This window comes from Haloechinothrix salitolerans (genome assembly GCF_042662605.1).
Classification (GTDB): Bacteria; Actinomycetota; Actinomycetes; order Mycobacteriales; family Pseudonocardiaceae; genus Haloechinothrix_A; species Haloechinothrix_A salitolerans.
In genome coordinates this window covers 1267342-1283883 of record NZ_JBHSXX010000001.1, presented here as the reverse complement: position 1 = coordinate 1283883, position 16542 = coordinate 1267342, and the positions used below count along the sequence as shown (strand labels likewise).

Sequence of the window (16542 nt, the reverse complement as noted above, 5' to 3'; positions counted from 1 at the left end):
ACGTCCGGCCGGCACCCGCACACCATCACCTTTACTACGGATCGTCCGGCACGTACCTGCCGGTGAAGGGAAAAACATGAGTTCTGTGCGTTTCGAGAAGGCCAGCCGGGTGTACCCGGGGTCGGATACGCCCGCGGTCGACGCGCTCGACCTCGAGATCTCCGACGGCGAGTTCATGGTGCTCGTCGGTCCGTCCGGTTGCGGCAAGTCGACGTCGCTGCGGATGCTCGCCGGTCTCGAGGAGGTCACGTCAGGCGCGATCTACATCGGCGATCGTGACGTCTCCGACGTCGCCCCGAAAGACCGCGACATCGCCATGGTCTTCCAGAACTACGCGCTGTATCCCCACATGAGCGTCGCCGACAACATGGCGTTCGCGCTCAAGATGCAGGGCGTGTCCAAAGACGAGCGGCTACGGCAGGTCAAGGACGTCGCCGAACTCCTCGGCCTGCAGGACTATCTCGATCGCAAGCCGAAGGAACTCTCCGGTGGTCAGCGGCAGCGCGTCGCGATGGGACGCGCGATCGTTCGCCAGCCGCAGGTCTTTTGTATGGACGAACCGCTCTCCAACCTGGACGCCAAGTTGCGCGTGTCCACCCGGAGCCAGATCGCATCGCTGCAGCGCAGGCTCGGCATCACCACCGTCTACGTCACCCACGACCAGGTCGAGGCGATGACGATGGGCGATCGGGTGGCCGTGCTCAAGGACGGCGTGCTGCAGCAGGTCGACGTCCCCCTCACGCTGTACGACAAGCCAGCCAACCTGTTCGTGGCCGGGTTCATCGGCTCACCCGCGATGAACCTCCTCGACGCCAAGCCCACCGAGGGTGGCGCCGACGTCGGCGGCTACGTCATTCCGCTCGACAGGGACACGCAAGCGCTGACGCCGGGACGTGCCCTGAAGGTCGGCGTCCGGCCGGAGCACTGGCGCATCGTGGCGAACGACGACGCTGGGCTGGCCGTCGAGGTGACGCTGATTGAGGAACTGGGCGCGGACGCCTTCCTCTACGGCAGCATGACCGAGAGCGAGCAGACCGAGCTGACCGAGGTCGTCGCGCGGATCGACCCGAGGGACCCACCGCGCAAGGGGCAGTCGCTGCGCCTTGCCTGTGACCCCGATCGCGTGCTGGTGTTCGACACCGAGACGGGCGAGCGCCTGACGGCGTGACGCCGTGACAGCGGGGCCGGTTGGCGAGCGAACTCGCCAACCGGCCCTTCGTCGTTACTCGTGCTCAGCGCAGCCGGGGTGGTCCGGGCGTCGTGATGCCTCCTAGGTGGGCACACCGGGCCAGCTCCGCGTCGAGCGCGTCGGCGATGCGCTCCGGGAACGGGCTGGTGCGGCGCACCGACAGATCCACGTTCGCCGATACGAACTCGAGCGTGTTGGCCACCTGCTCGGTCGTGCGGTTGACCAGGAACGAGACGCCGCGCACGACCTTGTCGGTGCGCTCGAGCAGTACGACGTGCGCCGACACTTCCTGACCGACTAGCACCTCGTTGTGATAGCGCAGGTGCTGCTCCAGCGTGAACGCGCCTTCGTGCGGCCGCTGCGCGTGCTCATAACCGATCCTGCGGAACACGCCCCACACCGCGAGCGACTGCAACTCGAAGTAGTGCTGGATGTTCATGTGACCGTTGAGGTCTTCGTACTCCGGCGGGACGGCCTGCTTCAGCTCCGCGGGGAGGCTCAGCAGCTCCGCGACCGGTGGCAGCCATTCACGCCGGGCGTCACTGGATGTCATGGGCGTTCCTTCTCGGTCCTCACCGGCCGAACCGGTGCGCCCAGGCACAGCAGGGCGACAGACAACTAAGCGCTTGCTTAGGTTCGCTGGCGGGGCGTGCGGTTGTCAACGCCTGCCGGCAAGGAATGCCATGAGCTGGACCACACCGTGCACCTGCCACCGGCGCCCGGTGGGGCCCTACGTTCGCGAGTTACGGGTCCTCCGTCGCGGAGATGCGGTACTTCGCGACAGACGCGTCCCTGATCTGGGTCCTCTGCTCCGACGACGGCCCCGAACCGCGGAACCGCATCAGGTTCTCGTCGGAGTCCCATCGCTCGTAGACGTTGATCCGGTCGACCTCGATCGGATCCGCGGCGATCACGAAGTCGAGACATCCTGGCGACTCACGCGCCTGCTCCACCACACTGACGCAGTCCTTGACGTACGCGTCGCGCTCATCGGCGTCGACGTACAGCGATCCGGACACGATGATCATATTTCCTCCCCTGGCTGACCGTGTTTCGCAACAATACGAGACTAGGCGCGTAGTGCGCGGTACTCCGCGTTGATGCGCCGCCACGCCGTGAGCACATGATCATGCGTAGTCGCGGGCGCCCCGATCGCCACCCGGAGCGTCGTCCGTCCGTCGATCTTGGTGTGGCTGAGGTAAATGTCGCCAGAATCGTTGAGCCGATCCAGCAGCGAGATCGTAGCGGCCTCGGCGTCCGCGACGGACCGTTCAGGCCACAGTGGACGGAAGCACACCAGGCCGAACGGATGGTGTTCCAGCAGTGCGAAGTCGTCGTGCTCGGCGACCCAGCCCGCCAGCTCGTCCGCGAGCGCCACGCCGGTACGGATGTGCTCGCGCAGGCCTTCCGCGCCATACCAGCGCAGCACCGCCCACAGCTTCAGCGAACGGAACCGCCTGCCGAGCGGGATCTGCCAGTCGCGGTAGTCGATCACCTCGCCGGACTCGGTCGCCGCGTTGCGCAGGTACTCCGGCAGGACCGACAGCGCCTCGATCAGCGGCGCGCGGTCGGCCACCCACAGCACGGTGCAGTCGAAGTTGGTCAGCAGCCACTTGTGCGGGTCGGTGACGTAGGAATCCACGAACTCCGCGACGCCATCGTTGATCCAGCGCAGCTCCTCACAAACCGCCGCGACCCCGGCGTAGGCAGCGTCGACGTGCAGCCAGATGCCGTGCTCGGCGCACAGCTCCCCGATGCGGCGCACCGGATCGATGGCGGTGGTCGACGTCGTGCCGATGGTCGCGCACACCATCGTCGGCGTATAGCCGTCGCGTAGGTCCTGCGCGATCAGCTCGGCCAGGTGGCCGGGGCGCATCGCCAGCGGGTCCGGGTCGACGTCAACGATCCGAACGTTCTCCTTCGCCACCCCGGCGATAATGGCGGCCTTCTCCAGCGACGAATGCGTCTGTGAGGAGACGTAGAGCGTGTTGCGAGCCCTGCCCGCGCGGTGCAGCGCGGCGAGCAACGCGACCAAGCTGCCGCTGGATGCCGAGTCCTCGATGACCCCGCCACCCCGAGCGTCGGTGCGCCAGTGCCGCGGCAGGCCGAGCAGGTCAGCGAGCCAGTCGACGACGACGGTCTCCAGCTCCGTGCAGGCCGGGCTGGTCGCCCAGATCATCCCCTGCACACCGAGGCCGGACGAGAGCAGATCACCGAGGATCCCGGGGCCGCTGGTGTTGGCGGGAAAGTACGCGAAGAAGTTCGGATGCTGCCAGTGCGTCACACCAGGCATGATGATCCGTTCCAAGTCCGCGAGGATCTGGTCGAATGGTTCGCCTTGTTCCGGTGCGCACTCCGGCAGCGCGGCCCGAATGTCGCCCGGCCGCACCTGCGAGCGCACCGGGTACGACTCAATCCCGGCCATGTAGTCCGCGATCCAGTCGATCACCTGCTTGCCGTGCTTGCGGAACTCCTCCGCTGACATGTGACCCGCCATGGTGCAGACACTAGCGGCCGGGCGCGGCTCCGGAACCACTCGACCGGAACGTTCTGCCCCCACGGTCTGGCGCGGCGTCGCGCGTCTCGGCGGCATCCCGACCATCCCCATCGGATGTAGCGCCACGACGTGACGGCGTTCCACGGCTGCCGTCCGGCCGGTCATGGCTAGCGCCAGTGGTGAATGAGCCCTGGCCTGGCCGGGGGTCGCCGCGCCGGTCCGTCCGCTGCCGTTGATTCGGCCGTGACGTCGCGGCGGCAGGTAGCGCTACCGCCGCACCACCACGCGAGTGCGCCTCACGCGGCGAACCCAGCTTCACGGGCACGGTGATCGACTGGCTGGTCGACGGCCTCGCGACGTCCACGGCCGGGCCGGTCGGCGCGTCGGGTTCGGAACCCTCCGCCAGCGGCGACCCCTGATTGGTGGTGGGCAGCGCATAGGTGCCGATGTCCGACACCACGATCACCCCGCACACCAACAGCGACGACAACACGAACCCCGTCGCCGCGTTGGCGCCGCGCATGGCAAGCGATTCCGTCATCCACGCCACCCCGGTTCATGGGTCATCTGACCACCACGTGATCCTTGCGGATCACGTGTCATCGTTTCACGCCTCATCTACCGTACCTGGACATTTAGTTCAGATAAACAAGTACAAAACATATCGCCAAGACCACCCAGGCGGGGCCAGCCGCCGACGAGCGTGTTGATCAGCTTCACGTTCATGTCAACGGATGCGGGCGACGCGGGATACGACGTCGCGGTGATTCATTCAGGTTCTCGGCAGCGTCATTCGTCACCGGTGCCGCGACTCCCGACTTCCGGTACCGCGTGTTCCCGGCTAGAGCCAGCGAGGCAGATCGGGGACGCTGCCCTCACAGCGCAGCCTGCTCGCGTCCGCACGACCAACGAGCCACCCCGCGATGCGGTTCGCCGGCCCCGCGATCGTGGTGGGCGTGTCGATGTCCGGGCCCAATGGGACCGGCAGGTGCCCCTCCGGCCTGAGCGAAGCGGCCTGATCCAACTTCGGTGACATCCAGGTCGCTACATCTCGCACCAACTCGGCGGCGACATCATCCGGGATGACGTCAACACCAGGACCAGCCCCGAGGTCGACCAAGTGCAGCCACACCTCGCGGGTGCGAAACCACGGGATCTTACTGGCGGGCATCTCGACACCCTGGGCGTTTCGCACCGTTGTCTGCCAGGCGTTCGTCGACAGCGCGGCGGCCGTCGCGGCGAAACGTCGGCCGGACTCGCGCAGGTCGTCCAACTGCTCGGCGAGCGCACGTCCCGCGCCGGCCTCGATGTCGTCGTCTCGCTGCGTCGGCGTGGCGTACATCGGGGTCGGTGTGCCGGTGTCCGCCCAGGTCAGCAGGTTGACAAGCGCGTCGGCATTGCGCGCGACATGCGTGATCACATGACCGCGCGTCCAGCCAGGCAACGCGGACGCCTCCGTGGCCGCCGCCGCGGGTAACGCGGCGACGGCGTCCTCGAACTGGCGCTGCCCGCGCTCGACCCAGCCCAGCAGGGTCTCGATAGTCGGCTCCGATGTCATAGGCCCACAGTCGCAGCCCCGCCCCCGCGCGGCTAGCCCTTCACCGCACCCATCGTGAAGCCGGAGATGAAGCGGGCGAGGAACAGGTTGAACACGAACGCGATCGGTACCGCGATCAGGATGTTCGCCGCCTGCAGCGACTGCCAGAAGAAGACGTCACCCCGGATCAGCTCGGTCGGCACACCCGTACTGACGACCTTCTCTCCCGTGGGAGATATAAACGTCAGCGCGTAGATGAACTCGCTCGCCGTGAGCGTGAACGCGAAGACGACCACCGCGACCATTCCGGGGAACAGCAGGGGCACGATGGTGCGCAGCATCGCGCCCAGCCTGCTGTAGCCGTCCACCATCGCCTGCTCCTCGATGTCGCGCGGCAGCGCCTTGAGGAAGCCGATCAACAGCCACGTCGACACCGGCACCGTGATCGTCGGATAGATGAGCACCAGCGACCACGTCGAGTCCTGCAACCCGGTCCAGACCACAACGCGTGACAGCGACAGGAACAGTAGGCTCGGCGGCACCAGGTACACGAAGAAGATCGCGATACCCATGGGCGTCGACCACGGCCGATTCAGCCGTGCGATGGAGTACGCCGCCGGGATACCGAGCACCAACGTGATCAGCACTACCAGCAGGCCCACCCACAGCGTGTTCCAGGCGAACGTCGCGAACGCGGTGTCGGTGAACAGGAACAGCACGTGGTCCGCGGTAGGTGGCTTGTTGTAGAGGAACGGGTTGTGCTGGGGGTTGTAGAGATCCGCGTTGAGCTTCGTCGCCGTCAGCGTGCTCCACACGAACGGCCCCGCGCAGACCAGCGCGGCGAGGATCGCCACGACGTATAGGCTCACTCTGCCCAGGATGTCGCGTCGAGCGTAACGACGTCGCAGCCGCGCGGTCTCGGCCTCGGACCGTACGTCGGATGCTGTCGGGGCCGCCATCAGATCGTCTCCATCTTGCGGACCGCCCGCAGGATCAGGATCGCCGCGGCGAGCAGCAATGGGAACAGGAACAGCGCGATCACCGCGCCCTGCCCGATGTCACCACCACCGATGCCCCTCACGAACGACCAGCTAGCCAGCACGTGCGTCGAGTTGGTCGGCCCACCACCGGTCAGGACATACACCACCGCCATGTCGGTGAACGTGAAGATCGCGCCGAACAACGCGGCGACGGCGATCAGCGGGAACGTCAGCGGGATGGTCACCTCGAACATCCGCCGCCAGAAGCCAGCGCCGTCGATGCGGGATGCCTCGGTGATGTCGTCCGGGATCGAGAGGATGCCGACCATCATGATCACGGCGGCGAGCGGGACCAGCCGCCACACGTGCACCGCGATGATCGAACCCATCGCCAGCCCGGGACGTCCGAGGAAGTACATATTGTCCTCGATCAGCCCGACGTTGCGCAGCACCCAGTCGATCGGACTGTAGATCGAATGCAGCAGCCACAGCCACGTCACGCTGGACAACGCCACCGGCGTCGTCCATGGCAGCAGCACGAGGAACCGGACGATCCACTTGCCCTTGAAGTCGGCCACGAGGATCATCGCGAGGACCTTGCCCAGCACCACGATCAGCGCCATGGAGATCACAGTGAAGACGAAGGTGTTGCGCAGTGACTGCCAGAACACCGCGTCGTCGAACACCCGGTAGAAGTTCTCCAGCCCCACCCAGTCATACGACGGGTTCCCCGAGGTGACGTCGCTGAACGCGAACGCGATCGCCAGGAAGAACGGGATCGCGACCAGCACGACGATGTAGACGACCGTCGGCACGAGGAAGATCCACGCGAGGAAGCCGTCCCGGTCGCTCAGCCGCTGCCGCGCACCGTCGATCTTCTGCCGCGGCGGCGTTTCCGGCTCCGTCAGTGTCTCAGCCATGCTCGGCATCCACCCGGACAGGCTCGCTACGCTCACCGCTCTCGGCGTCGAAGAACCGCAGCTTGTCGACATTGACGGCGAAGGGGTGCGACTCCCCCGGCGTCACAGCGTCGGTTACCGTCGCGGGCAGCCGCGCGATCACCCGCGTGTCCTTGCCTATTCCGTTCACGGTGCCGTAGACGTGGCGATCGCCAGACAGGTACTCGATCCGATCGACGTGGAACGACGCCTCGACCCGCTCACCGCTGACGTGCGCCGCGGGCAACAGATGCTCCGGGCGGAACCCGACGAGAGTGCCATCCCTCGGCACGAGGTTCATCGGTGGAGAACCGATGAACGTGGCGACGAAGGTGTCGGCCGGGTCGTCGTAGACCTCGACGGGATGACCTAGCTGACGCAGCTTGCCATGGTTCATCACAGCGATCCGGTCACCCAGGCCCATCGCCTCAGCCTGGTCGTGTGTGACGTAGACGGTGGTGGTCCCGACCCGCTGTTGGAACCGCTTGAGTTCGTCCCGTGCGGATGCCCGCAGCTTGGCGTCCAGGTTGGACAGCGGCTCATCCAGCAGGAAGACGTGCGGTGCGCGCACGAGCGCGCGAGCGAGCGCGACTCGCTGTCGTTCCCCGCCGGAGAGCTGCCGTGGTTTGCGGTCGAGAAGGTGGTCGATACCCAGCAGCTCCGCCGCCCAGCGTGCCTTGCTTTCCCGTTCCTGCTTCGGCAGCTTCTCCGGTTTAAGCGGGAATACGATGTTCGCCAACACCGTCTTGTGTGGATACAGGGCGTAGCTCTGGAACACCATCGCCACCTTGCGCACCCGGGGCGGCAGTCCATTGACGACTGACCCATCTATGAGCACATCGCCCGACGTCGGTTGCTCAAGCCCAGCGATAGTGCGTAGCAACGTTGTCTTGCCGCACCCAGACGGCCCGAGGAGGACGAGATACTCGCCCTCCTCGATCGCCAGACTGACGTCATCGATGGCACGCACATGCCCGCCGTCGAACTGCTTGATGAGGTTGCTGACCTCGACGGTTACCGACACCCCCAACTCCCTCACTGCCATGGCGCCGCCACGACCTCAGCCACCACCGATCAGATCTCGCTCGCGCCACCTGCGGAAAATTCGCTCGCACTCCTCGTGCGCCCGCTTCACCGTCTGCTCGGGTGACATGCCGCCGCGCGCGGCGCGCGCGAACATGTTCGGGATCACGAAAGTGCCGATGACCTCGCCGACCGCTGGGCTTGACGGCCCTGGGTGGCCGATGCTCGCGCTCCACTCCGCCGCGGTGTCGACGTCACCGAGGAACGACAGCTTGTCAGCAGGCTTGGCGCCGAACGGGTCGTTGCTCAGCCACTCACCCAACTTCGGCGACAGGCTCGACCACGACGGGAAGTCGTACAGCCGGGAGTGATACGTGGCCAACGCGAAGTTGTCGGTGAAGTGCAGCAAGAACTCCTTGGCGGCGTCCGGGTTCTTTGCGTGCTTGGGAACGACGTAGTTGTACATCACGTGTTGCGCCGCCAGCGCGGTCTCCGGACCTTCGAGCGCGGGCACGAAGAACGTGTCGTTGGCGACCTGCGGATTCGCCTCCTGCGAGGACCGCCAGGCCGAGATCGAGTTGAGGATGTAACTCAGCTCGCCAGCGATAAGGCCCTCGTTGTTGCTCGCCGCGTTCCACGAGAAGACCTCGTCGGTCATCGAGTTCTTGAACAACTTCTGCATGAACTCGACGGCGGCCACGGTCTCCGGAGAGTCGAGGACGACGTTCTCGTTCTCATCCTGCACCGACGCACCGTGCGACCAGAGAAGAGCGTGTCCGGCCATATTGGAGTCGATCTCCTGAGACATGCCGAGTCCGACCGGGACGCCCTGGCTCTTCTTGATCTCGGCTGATCCCTGCAACAACTCATCCCATGTGGAAGGTCCATCCGGGAACCCGACCGGCTCCCACAGACTCTTGCGGAAGTTGCCGGGGTCAGGCACCCAGCCCGGCGCCAGCGCATAGAACTTGTTGGTATGCGGGTTGAAGCTCGACTCCCGGCACATGGCGAGCTGTTCGCCGTGCCGGTTCGTCACCTCGTCGTTGACGTCGGTCAGGTCGAGAACGCCCTCCTCGAACTCGGACAACGTCGCGATGTACTGAAGGATGTCGTGCCCCTGGCCGGCCTGGATCTCGGAGGCGATCTGCGTCGGCACATTACCGACGTCGACGTGATCGACCCTCACCTTGACACCGACCCTGTCACCCCAGTCCTTGGCGAAGGTGTCAAACCACGTGTCGTGACTGGGCACGAAGTGGCTCCAAAGCAGGATGCTCAGTTCGCCGGACAGCTGCTGTGATGGTTCGTTGAATGCCGGACTCGGAGCCTGGCCCCCGCCTTGTTCCGCGGGGCTCTCCGGCTCACTGGCGCAGGCTCCCAGCGTGACACCAGCCCCGGCCAAACCCGCGAGCTGGAAGAACCTGCGTCGTGTCCATGGGTCTATTTCGAATGGCATAGCCCAACCTCCTGCGGCTCATTCGAGACCGTACTCCCGAGCGCCGACATGATCTAGACCACACATCAAAGTCACCTCAGGTGGCGTATCTGCCGACTGGCGAGGCCCGTGACGGCACACAGCGTGAGCGTTGCGGCGCACAACGCGATCGTCGCCGAAGCCCCAAGCGCGTGCGCGATAGCTCCGATACTGGCGCTCATCACCAGTAATGACAGGCTCTGTGTCAGCGAGAACAGTGCCTGTACACGCGCGAGGTGGCTCTCCGGTGCCGCACTGAGCAGGACCGGCGCCAGGTGGCTGACGAACGCACCGACACCGGCGCCCGCGACGAACGCCCCGGCGGCCGCCACCGGCAGGCTCGGCGCGCCTCCGATGACCGCCACGCCGAGCCCCGCGATCGCGCAGGCGACAGCGGCAGCGAACCCGGGCAGCCGGTGTGTGCCGACCCGCGCGACGGCCAGCGTCACGAGGACGGTTCCCGCGCCAAGTACGCCGACGAGGATGCCAGCCGCGTGCGCGCCCCAGGCGTGTTCGCGCGCGAGCAGTGGAACCAGCAACGAGCTGACCGGCAGGAACACACCAGCCACTTCCGCGATCAGCAGTAGCGCGGTGCCGAGCCCGGGTGTCCGCAACACGACTCGCACCCCGTCGAATGCCTCCCGCACGATGTGCCTGCGCACTTCGGAATCGGGCGGTCTGAACCGCGGCCTGATCAACAGCAGCACGGCGAAAGCGACAAGGAACGTTCCCGCGTCGATCCAGGCCGCTGCCGAAAGACCGCCAAGCGCGACGAGCACTCCACCCACCGGTGCGCCTACGGTTCTCACCAGGTGCACGCCACTCTGCCGTAACGCGACCGCCCTGCCCACCTGCTCTGGCTCGACCATGCGTCGTGGCATCGACCCGCACGACGGGGTGTAGAACGCGTCGTTGATACCCGTGAGCACACCCGCGACCAGCAATAACGCGACGGGTGCGCCGATCGCATCGGCCGTGACGGCGACTGCCACCGCCACGATCACCATCACGACGTCGCACGTCAGCATCACCCGCCGCGCGCCAGCACGGTCGCCCATCGCCCCGCCGATGAGCACGAACAGCACGCTCGGTGCCACGATCGCGGCGAGCACCAGCCCAGCCGACCGGCCACCATGCGCGGTCGCGGCCCAGGTCAACGCGAAAAACATCGCCCCGCTGCCGAGTTGAGACGTCAACGCCCCGCCGAGCCAGGCCAGATACGAACGAGGAAGCCGACTGCGTTGCGTGGATGTCTGATCCGACGTGACGATCACGACGCCGGAGGCTACGGCCGCCCACCGACAACCACGTCGCTCGCGGACGTCACGGATATTCGATCGCACTTTCGACGTCGGCGCGGTTGATCCTCAAAGCGACTAATGCGCCTCTGAAACACCGCGTTGAATCGCGCGCTAATGCCACGTAGAATTATTCATCTACTAGGTTCTGTATTAGATCTATGATCGCCACCGTGCGCCCTCTGGAGTCGGCTGATGAACCTATTGCACTATGCGATATTCGCGGTCGTCGTGCTGATCTTCATCGTCAAACTCAGCTACCACGTTTTCTACGAGATACCCCGGGACAAAAAACTCATCGAAGAGCGCGTCAATCAGGAAAGGTGACATCACGTTCCGCCTAGCAGAACTTAGCGGTAACGCGCAAATTGCCACGCTCTAATGTTGACTGGACGACCGTCCTTACTGAGCGATATCGGCAGATCAACACGATTACAAACCATGCCGAGCAGGCATTTAATGATTCCAAGAGCGCGCCGAAAACCAGCTGATTAAATGCCCCAACTGGAGTCAGGACTGCCTTAAGAAACTCCCGGAGAGCGGATCACCTCCGCGTGCGCGGGGAGCACTCGTCGGACGCTGGTGTGTGACCTAGTTCGACGGGATCATCCCCGCGTGCGCGGGGAGCACGAAGGTGTTACCCGAGGTAACTTCGTAGTCAACGGATCATCCCCGCGTGCGCGGGGAGCACATGCTGACCCTGGGCGTGACGCTTCCGGTGGCCGGATCATCCCCGCGTGCGCGGGGAGCACGGGCGGGACCTGCTCCGGGGGGCGCGCGGCGGGGGATCATCCCCGCGTGCGCGGGGAGCACAGGAAGTCTGTCGCGGCCGGTTCTCCCTCTTGCGGATCATCCCCGCGTGCGCGGGGAGCACTCGTGCAGCGACATCGACGCGGCATAGAGCCACGGATCATCCCCGCGTGCGCGGGGAGCACCAGGGCCTGGTCTTCGCGAAGACTCTCGGGGACGGATCATCCCCGCGTGCGCGGGGAGCACCCCGGCATCGCTGCGGTGATCCGGCCGCGTCGGGGATCATCCCCGCGTGCGCGGGGAGCACGCGCTCGATCGTCTTGCGGTGCTTGCTCATCGCGGATCATCCCCGCGTGCGCGGGGAGCACTCTCTCGTCATCGATCCAGTCGCATTCATTACCGGATCATCCCCGCGTGCGCGGGGAGCACCGTACCTCCGAAGCCTAATGCCGCTCGCCGGAAGGATCATCCCCGCGTGCGCGGGGAGCACATGCTTCTGGTTGTAGTCGAGAGTGATCGCTGGGGATCATCCCCGCGTGCGCGGGGAGCACGCGAGTGGCACGCAGGGTTGGCGGGGAACGCGGGATCATCCCCGCGTGCGCGGGGAGCACTGTCAACACCTAGTTAGGATTTTTCGCACGCACGGATCATCCCCGCGTGCGCGGGGAGCACGCGAGCCGCACCGCGGTACCCGCGTCGTGCGACGGATCATCCCCGCGTGCGCGGGGAGCACAACGTACCGGCGGAACAACATTCGCCCGGCCTGGGATCATCCCCGCGTGCGCGGGGAGCACGGTGGCGCACCTATGAGGACCATCGCGGTGGACGGATCATCCCCGCGTGCGCGGGGAGCACGTACACGTCAGTGTCGGGGACCCGCGCGGTGCGGGATCATCCCCGCGTGCGCGGGGAGCACACTTGTTGACCTGGGCCGATACTACGGCATGGCCAGATTTTCATTCACTTTGCTCTCGCCACCTCGCCGTAGTTTGATCACTTCTTACGGAACTTCCTCCGAGCTTCGCGCCGCTTCCATACGGTTTCATCACGCATGGCGGCACCCTCAGTTGCGGACGTCTTCGGCTGCGCGTTGCTGAACTTGTTCTGTTTCGCGGGCACATAGTCGGGTGCGGTCTGCCGCCTCATGAGGGTGATGCCGTCGTAATCGACAGGCATCCAGTCGTGTCCGTGAACTTGAAACTCAAGCCGCTGCTCACCTCGGGTGCCGTACACCATAAGCGCTCGCCCTTCGGCAACGTACTCGATGATTCTCTCCCACATCAGCTCTCTGACACGAGCGAACACGTATCCGACATACACGCCCGGGCTGATCTCCAGCAACCACCGGGTTAGATGACCGCGCAGACCGGGCGGGACCGCGGTAAGCACGATGACCGTCATGACGCATCGCCGTAGGAAACACCACCGGCAACGTTGCCGTGCCGATCGTCCCAAAGTGAGATAGTGTCGACTTCGAAGTACTCGGCCGAGTCGGTCTCCTCCGGGTCACCTATGAGGAGTCGCCGTATGTCGCGTGCGCATCGTTCAAGCAGCTTGCCGCCGTGCAGCGCGTCTCGAATGAGTCGTCGAGCTTCGCTAGCGATGTCGGGTGACGCACTAGCCGCGACGTCGAAAGCGACCGGGATCGTCAGTTCCGCCTTGTACAGATCGGCGATGTCATAGACAAACGACCGGTGATGTCCGGTGTGGATGAAGCCCAGGGCAGGTGAACAACCAATGGCGACGATGACCGAGTGCACGACGCCGTAGAGTGCCGAGTTGGTCGCGGAGAGCGCCTGGTTGATGTCGTCCCCTGCCTCGAAGTCCTCAACGTCATATGACCGTCCAGTCCACTCAACGCCTGTGCGTTCTGAGTGTTCGCGATACACCCGGCGAACACGAGCACCCTCACGTCCCCGCAGTTGTTGCATGGTCAGCGCTGACACGTCCTCGTCGGGGAAACGCATCTCATACATCGCACGTGCGACTCGCAGTCGTGATCGGGTGTTTGTCACAGCATGAGCTTGCGCCTCCAACAACCTGGACGATCGCGTCAGTGACGAGCCGTGCGCGTAGTAGCGCACGCCCTGCTCCCCTACCCACACAACTGTTGATCCGCTGTCCGATAACAGCGCGATCGCCTGGTGCGTGATGGTCGTACCTGGTCCAAGAAGAAGTACACCAACCGATGCGGCAGGTACGTGAACTGTGCCGCGCTCATCTGTCGCCGTGATCGCATTACTGTCGCGGTTGACGACGCAGCGATCCAGGTACAGAAACGACACGCGGTCGACGGCACGGACGAGTTCCCTCGGTTCAGTAGGTCGTCCACCGATGGTGTTCATGACAACCGTGCCGGTTTCGCCAAAGTCAGCAAACCGCAGCCGTACGACTTCGCTCGCCCGATGCCGAACGTGAGCGCACAACGGAACGCGTCGGTGTCTGCGACGTCGAGATGCCCCTCGAAGGTGGCAGTGGAGATGGTGACTCGTGATCCATTGCGGTCGAACCGACGGACCGCGCGATCCACTACCGCCACATCCAGTTCATCCGCTACGGAACTAGGGGCGATGCGAAAACCGAGCCGCTCTTGCCGATCCAGTAACCATTGCTGCTGCTGGACAACGGTCACGTGTCCAAGCGGCTTCGTGGCGGACCATCCCTCACGCCTGACCGCGTGTACCGGGTTCGCGGTAAGCCGGAACTGCCAGCGCTGCCCTGTCTCGAGCGAGTCGAGCAAGCTGTCGTACGAGGCGGTCTGCCACCCTTGCGTCGTCGGCCATCCAGCCTGTTCGACCAGGTGTGTCAGGTCGGGCTTGTCAGGGCTGGAGATGTAGAGCAACACCCGATGCGCGCCGTAGGAGTCGACCCGCCAGAGAACTCTGCCGTCTTCACTCGGCCGAGAATCCGGAAATCCGGCGAGGACGGCCGCATGCATGGCCTGCGGCGAGGACAGCAACTTGCGCGCTTTCCTCCGCTGCGGGTTGAGCTGCATCTTGGTCAGAAACACGTCACCCTCCCAGCAGCGTCATCGGATCGTGCTCCGGTTCGGAGTCAGCGACACCGTGCTCATTCGGAATCGTCACCGTGTCACGAACGATCGAGCGCCACGCGTACTCTCGCCGGTTGGGATCGAAACTCACGGGCATGTCCCGCAGCGACTCGGCCCGCGGATCATCAGGCGCGACGTCACACACCGTCGCCAACTCCACCATGCGGTCCCGTCTGCTGCGTTGGACACGTGTGCTCGCCAACCACGGCTGCGTCGCCAGCGCTTCCGCCATGTCGCAGTCGGCGACCCCGAGCGCCACGGGCCCGGCAGGCGGGCAGCTCCTGCGTCCGAGATAGAGCGGGAAATGAGGTGCACGCACGGCCGCATCAACGGCCTCGACGAGGGCACGATCGCCTTCCAAGACAGCGAGGAAGACCGCGTCACTCAGGTAGTAGCGGCGTGACAAGGGTAGTGCGTGCCAGGTGATCTCACCGGAGCCGTCGCGACGGGGACGGCGCGCTGTCTGGAAGTCCGGCACTCGCTGTCCCGGCTGGTCGATACGCACACCGAGCCGAAGGCCAAGAAGGTCTTCGAGTGGATCGCTGCGCCGGAGCCCCCGCGCAGCGGCCACCATTCCGATGATGCCGCTCTTGGTCGGCTCCCTCTCCGTGCCGCGTCGAACGAACCGGCTCTGCGACCCCCACGACTGTAGTGGCCCTGCCAGCCGGAGCTTGACCACACTCATCGCGCTTCTCCGAGCCGCGCGTCAACCGTCTCGCCGAGTTCGTTCACCAGATCGGACAGCGGGAGATTCGCGCCGAGCGCATCGACGCTGCTGGTGTCCGCGCCTACCCGGGTGACCCAGGTAGCGACCGGCCGCTCGCCGTATGCGCGCTCGATCTCCGCGGCTTCTTCACAGAGCGCTTCGCACGCCAGCTTGATGCGACCCGCCGTCTGCGACTCCCGCACCGGGTTTTCGAACGCTCCAACGAGGTTGATCGGCTGCGTGTCACGAACCTGCACCACGATCGCTTCTGGCAGGGTCCGGTTGGCGAAGGTGTTCTGCTTGCCGGTAGGCATCGATCGCACGAACGACGTCAGGAACGCCCCTACCGCACGTCGTGTGGCCTCGGCATCGCCGAGGTTGTCTTGCAACCGGTTCACGTCAACGGTGGCATAGCGATACAGGGTGGAAGAATTGAACTCGACTGTACCGATCATGCCCGCACCGGTTTCCTCGTCGGTGCTGCGATCGTCAACAGCGGTGTAGTAGTCGAACTCCGTCTCGACTGGGTGCACGCTGATCGCGTGCGCGACCTGTGCGGCGGCATCGACGTTGATGTCGGCTTGGTCAGCCACCATCCGTCCGAACAGTGCGATGTCGATCGAATGGTCGCGGTCGGCCAGGTCTTTCACCTTGGCATCCTTCAGCGCCTGCTTCACATTGTCGGCGTTGGCTGCCTCGATCGCCGCCTCGGCGAGATTGTCGATCTGACGCCTGCTGAGAAACACCAGGTACCCGGATTCCTCGGTGGCGTCCTTCTTCGGTGCCTTCACCTCGATGCCCACCGCCTTCATCGTGTCAACGGCGAGCTGCCGTGAGCGGTCCTCGAGTTCGGGCGCCCGCGAGGTGATCTCCGAGGCCAGCCATTCGACGACGCGCTTGGTGCGCACTCCGAGTTCCGAGCGGTCCAGATGTGACTCGAACGCGGTGCGGGTCGCTCGTTTCCACGCCTGACTGGACACCCGCGCGCGCCGAACCCCGCCATACGTCGCGGTCTTCGGACTACCGGTGTCGTCGCGGTTGATATTGCTCGGTGGAACGGTCTGCAGGACGTGGATGTCGATGAAGGTGCGGTTCATG

The 16542-nt window shown here is 65.1% G+C and carries 17 protein-coding genes and 1 CRISPR repeat array; of the genes, 2 read left to right on the top strand and 15 right to left on the bottom strand.

Translation table 11 applies throughout. The features are described 5' to 3' along the window. Positions 1-76: 76 nt before the first annotated feature. On the top strand, positions 77-1168 hold the full coding sequence (locus ACFQGD_RS06095; RefSeq protein WP_345393029.1) for an ABC transporter ATP-binding protein: 1092 nt from the start codon (positions 77-79) through the stop codon (positions 1166-1168). Positions 1169-1232: 64 nt separating this feature from the next. Here ACFQGD_RS06095 and ACFQGD_RS06090 read toward each other — a convergent pair whose 3' ends face one another. From ACFQGD_RS06090 to ACFQGD_RS06045, 10 genes are all read right to left on the bottom strand, one after another. Continuing rightward, a complete protein-coding gene (locus ACFQGD_RS06090; protein WP_345393026.1) occupies positions 1233-1742 on the bottom strand; it encodes a thioesterase family protein in 510 nt (169 codons plus the stop codon). A 190-nt stretch (positions 1743-1932) separates the two neighbouring features. Next, positions 1933-2217, bottom strand: coding sequence for a putative quinol monooxygenase (locus ACFQGD_RS06085; protein WP_345393023.1), 285 nt, complete (start codon positions 2215-2217; stop codon positions 1933-1935). Positions 2218-2258: 41 nt separating this feature from the next. Then, entirely contained in the window at positions 2259-3674 is a 1416-nt protein-coding gene (locus ACFQGD_RS06080) for a pyridoxal-dependent decarboxylase (protein ID WP_345393086.1), read from the bottom strand. A 22-nt stretch (positions 3675-3696) separates the two neighbouring features. Then, positions 3697-4227, bottom strand: a complete 531-nt coding sequence (locus ACFQGD_RS06075) for a hypothetical protein (RefSeq protein ID WP_345393020.1) — start codon at positions 4225-4227, stop codon at positions 3697-3699. A 300-nt stretch (positions 4228-4527) separates the two neighbouring features. Further along, the gene (locus ACFQGD_RS06070) at positions 4528-5244 is read right to left on the bottom strand and encodes a maleylpyruvate isomerase family mycothiol-dependent enzyme (RefSeq protein ID WP_345393017.1); all 717 of its coding nucleotides are present in this window, start codon (positions 5242-5244) and stop codon (positions 4528-4530) included. A 32-nt stretch (positions 5245-5276) separates the two neighbouring features. After that, positions 5277-6182 carry a carbohydrate ABC transporter permease gene (locus ACFQGD_RS06065; RefSeq protein WP_345393014.1) on the bottom strand — a complete coding sequence of 302 codons (906 nt, stop codon included), beginning with the start codon at positions 6180-6182 and terminating at the stop codon, positions 5277-5279. Next, a complete protein-coding gene (locus ACFQGD_RS06060; RefSeq protein ID WP_345393011.1) occupies positions 6182-7123 on the bottom strand; it encodes a carbohydrate ABC transporter permease in 942 nt (313 codons plus the stop codon). Before ACFQGD_RS06060 ends, ACFQGD_RS06065 begins: the two co-directional genes overlap by 1 nt. Further along, positions 7116-8165, bottom strand: a complete 1050-nt coding sequence (locus ACFQGD_RS06055) for an ABC transporter ATP-binding protein (protein ID WP_345393008.1) — start codon at positions 8163-8165, stop codon at positions 7116-7118. The genes ACFQGD_RS06060 and ACFQGD_RS06055 overlap by 8 nt, the downstream gene beginning before the upstream one ends. Before the next feature lie 36 nt (positions 8166-8201). Then, on the bottom strand, positions 8202-9620 hold the full coding sequence (locus ACFQGD_RS06050) for an ABC transporter substrate-binding protein (protein WP_345393005.1): 1419 nt from the start codon (positions 9618-9620) through the stop codon (positions 8202-8204). Between the two features lie 71 nt (positions 9621-9691). Further along, entirely contained in the window at positions 9692-10912 is a 1221-nt protein-coding gene (locus tag ACFQGD_RS06045; RefSeq protein WP_345393002.1) for an MFS transporter, read from the bottom strand. 219 nt (positions 10913-11131) lie between these two features. Between ACFQGD_RS06045 and ACFQGD_RS06040 the strand changes: the two genes are divergently transcribed. Beyond that, positions 11132-11263, top strand: a complete 132-nt coding sequence (locus ACFQGD_RS06040; protein ID WP_390221018.1) for a hypothetical protein — start codon at positions 11132-11134, stop codon at positions 11261-11263. Positions 11264-11477: 214 nt separating this feature from the next. Continuing rightward, positions 11478-12602: a CRISPR direct-repeat array (repeat unit 28 nt; unit sequence GGATCATCCCCGCGTGCGCGGGGAGCAC). A 77-nt stretch (positions 12603-12679) separates the two neighbouring features. Here the strand turns inward: ACFQGD_RS06040 and cas2e are convergent. The 5 genes from cas2e to cas7e are packed head-to-tail and all read right to left on the bottom strand — an operon-like array spanning position 12680 to position 16541. Beyond that, the gene (gene cas2e, locus ACFQGD_RS06035; RefSeq protein WP_345392999.1) at positions 12680-13087 is read right to left on the bottom strand and encodes a type I-E CRISPR-associated endoribonuclease Cas2e; all 408 of its coding nucleotides are present in this window, start codon (positions 13085-13087) and stop codon (positions 12680-12682) included. Beyond that, a complete protein-coding gene (gene cas1e, locus ACFQGD_RS06030) occupies positions 13084-14031 on the bottom strand; it encodes a type I-E CRISPR-associated endonuclease Cas1e (protein WP_345392996.1) in 948 nt (315 codons plus the stop codon). Before cas1e ends, cas2e begins: the two co-directional genes overlap by 4 nt. Beyond that, complete coding sequence (gene cas6e, locus ACFQGD_RS06025; RefSeq protein WP_345392993.1) at positions 14028-14696, bottom strand: type I-E CRISPR-associated protein Cas6/Cse3/CasE; 669 nt, start codon at positions 14694-14696, stop codon at positions 14028-14030. Before cas6e ends, cas1e begins: the two co-directional genes overlap by 4 nt. A gap of 1 nt (position 14697) precedes the next feature. Next, complete coding sequence (gene cas5e, locus ACFQGD_RS06020) at positions 14698-15423, bottom strand: type I-E CRISPR-associated protein Cas5/CasD (RefSeq protein WP_345392991.1); 726 nt, start codon at positions 15421-15423, stop codon at positions 14698-14700. Then, complete coding sequence (gene cas7e, locus ACFQGD_RS06015) at positions 15420-16541, bottom strand: type I-E CRISPR-associated protein Cas7/Cse4/CasC (protein ID WP_345392989.1); 1122 nt, start codon at positions 16539-16541, stop codon at positions 15420-15422. Before cas7e ends, cas5e begins: the two co-directional genes overlap by 4 nt. Between the last annotated feature and the right edge of the window lies 1 nt (position 16542).

Coding starts and splice junctions, on each gene's coding strand:
- ACFQGD_RS06095 (WP_345393029.1), top strand. CDS start 77: ATGAGTTCTGTGCGTTTCGAGAAGGCCAGCCGGGTGTACCCGGGGTCG.
- ACFQGD_RS06090 (WP_345393026.1), bottom strand. CDS start 1,742: ATGACATCCAGTGACGCCCGGCGTGAATGGCTGCCACCGGTCGCGGAG.
- ACFQGD_RS06085 (WP_345393023.1), bottom strand. CDS start 2,217: ATGATCATCGTGTCCGGATCGCTGTACGTCGACGCCGATGAGCGCGAC.
- ACFQGD_RS06080 (WP_345393086.1), bottom strand. CDS start 3,674: ATGTCAGCGGAGGAGTTCCGCAAGCACGGCAAGCAGGTGATCGACTGG.
- ACFQGD_RS06075 (WP_345393020.1), bottom strand. CDS start 4,227: ATGACGGAATCGCTTGCCATGCGCGGCGCCAACGCGGCGACGGGGTTC.
- ACFQGD_RS06070 (WP_345393017.1), bottom strand. CDS start 5,244: ATGACATCGGAGCCGACTATCGAGACCCTGCTGGGCTGGGTCGAGCGC.
- ACFQGD_RS06065 (WP_345393014.1), bottom strand. CDS start 6,182: ATGGCGGCCCCGACAGCATCCGACGTACGGTCCGAGGCCGAGACCGCG.
- ACFQGD_RS06060 (WP_345393011.1), bottom strand. CDS start 7,123: ATGGCTGAGACACTGACGGAGCCGGAAACGCCGCCGCGGCAGAAGATC.
- ACFQGD_RS06050 (WP_345393005.1), bottom strand. CDS start 9,620: ATGCCATTCGAAATAGACCCATGGACACGACGCAGGTTCTTCCAGCTC.
- ACFQGD_RS06040 (WP_390221018.1), top strand. CDS start 11,132: ATGAACCTATTGCACTATGCGATATTCGCGGTCGTCGTGCTGATCTTC.
- cas2e (WP_345392999.1), bottom strand. CDS start 13,087: ATGACGGTCATCGTGCTTACCGCGGTCCCGCCCGGTCTGCGCGGTCAT.
- cas1e (WP_345392996.1), bottom strand. CDS start 14,031: ATGAACACCATCGGTGGACGACCTACTGAACCGAGGGAACTCGTCCGT.
- cas5e (WP_345392991.1), bottom strand. CDS start 15,423: ATGAGTGTGGTCAAGCTCCGGCTGGCAGGGCCACTACAGTCGTGGGGG.
- cas7e (WP_345392989.1), bottom strand. CDS start 16,541: ATGAACCGCACCTTCATCGACATCCACGTCCTGCAGACCGTTCCACCG.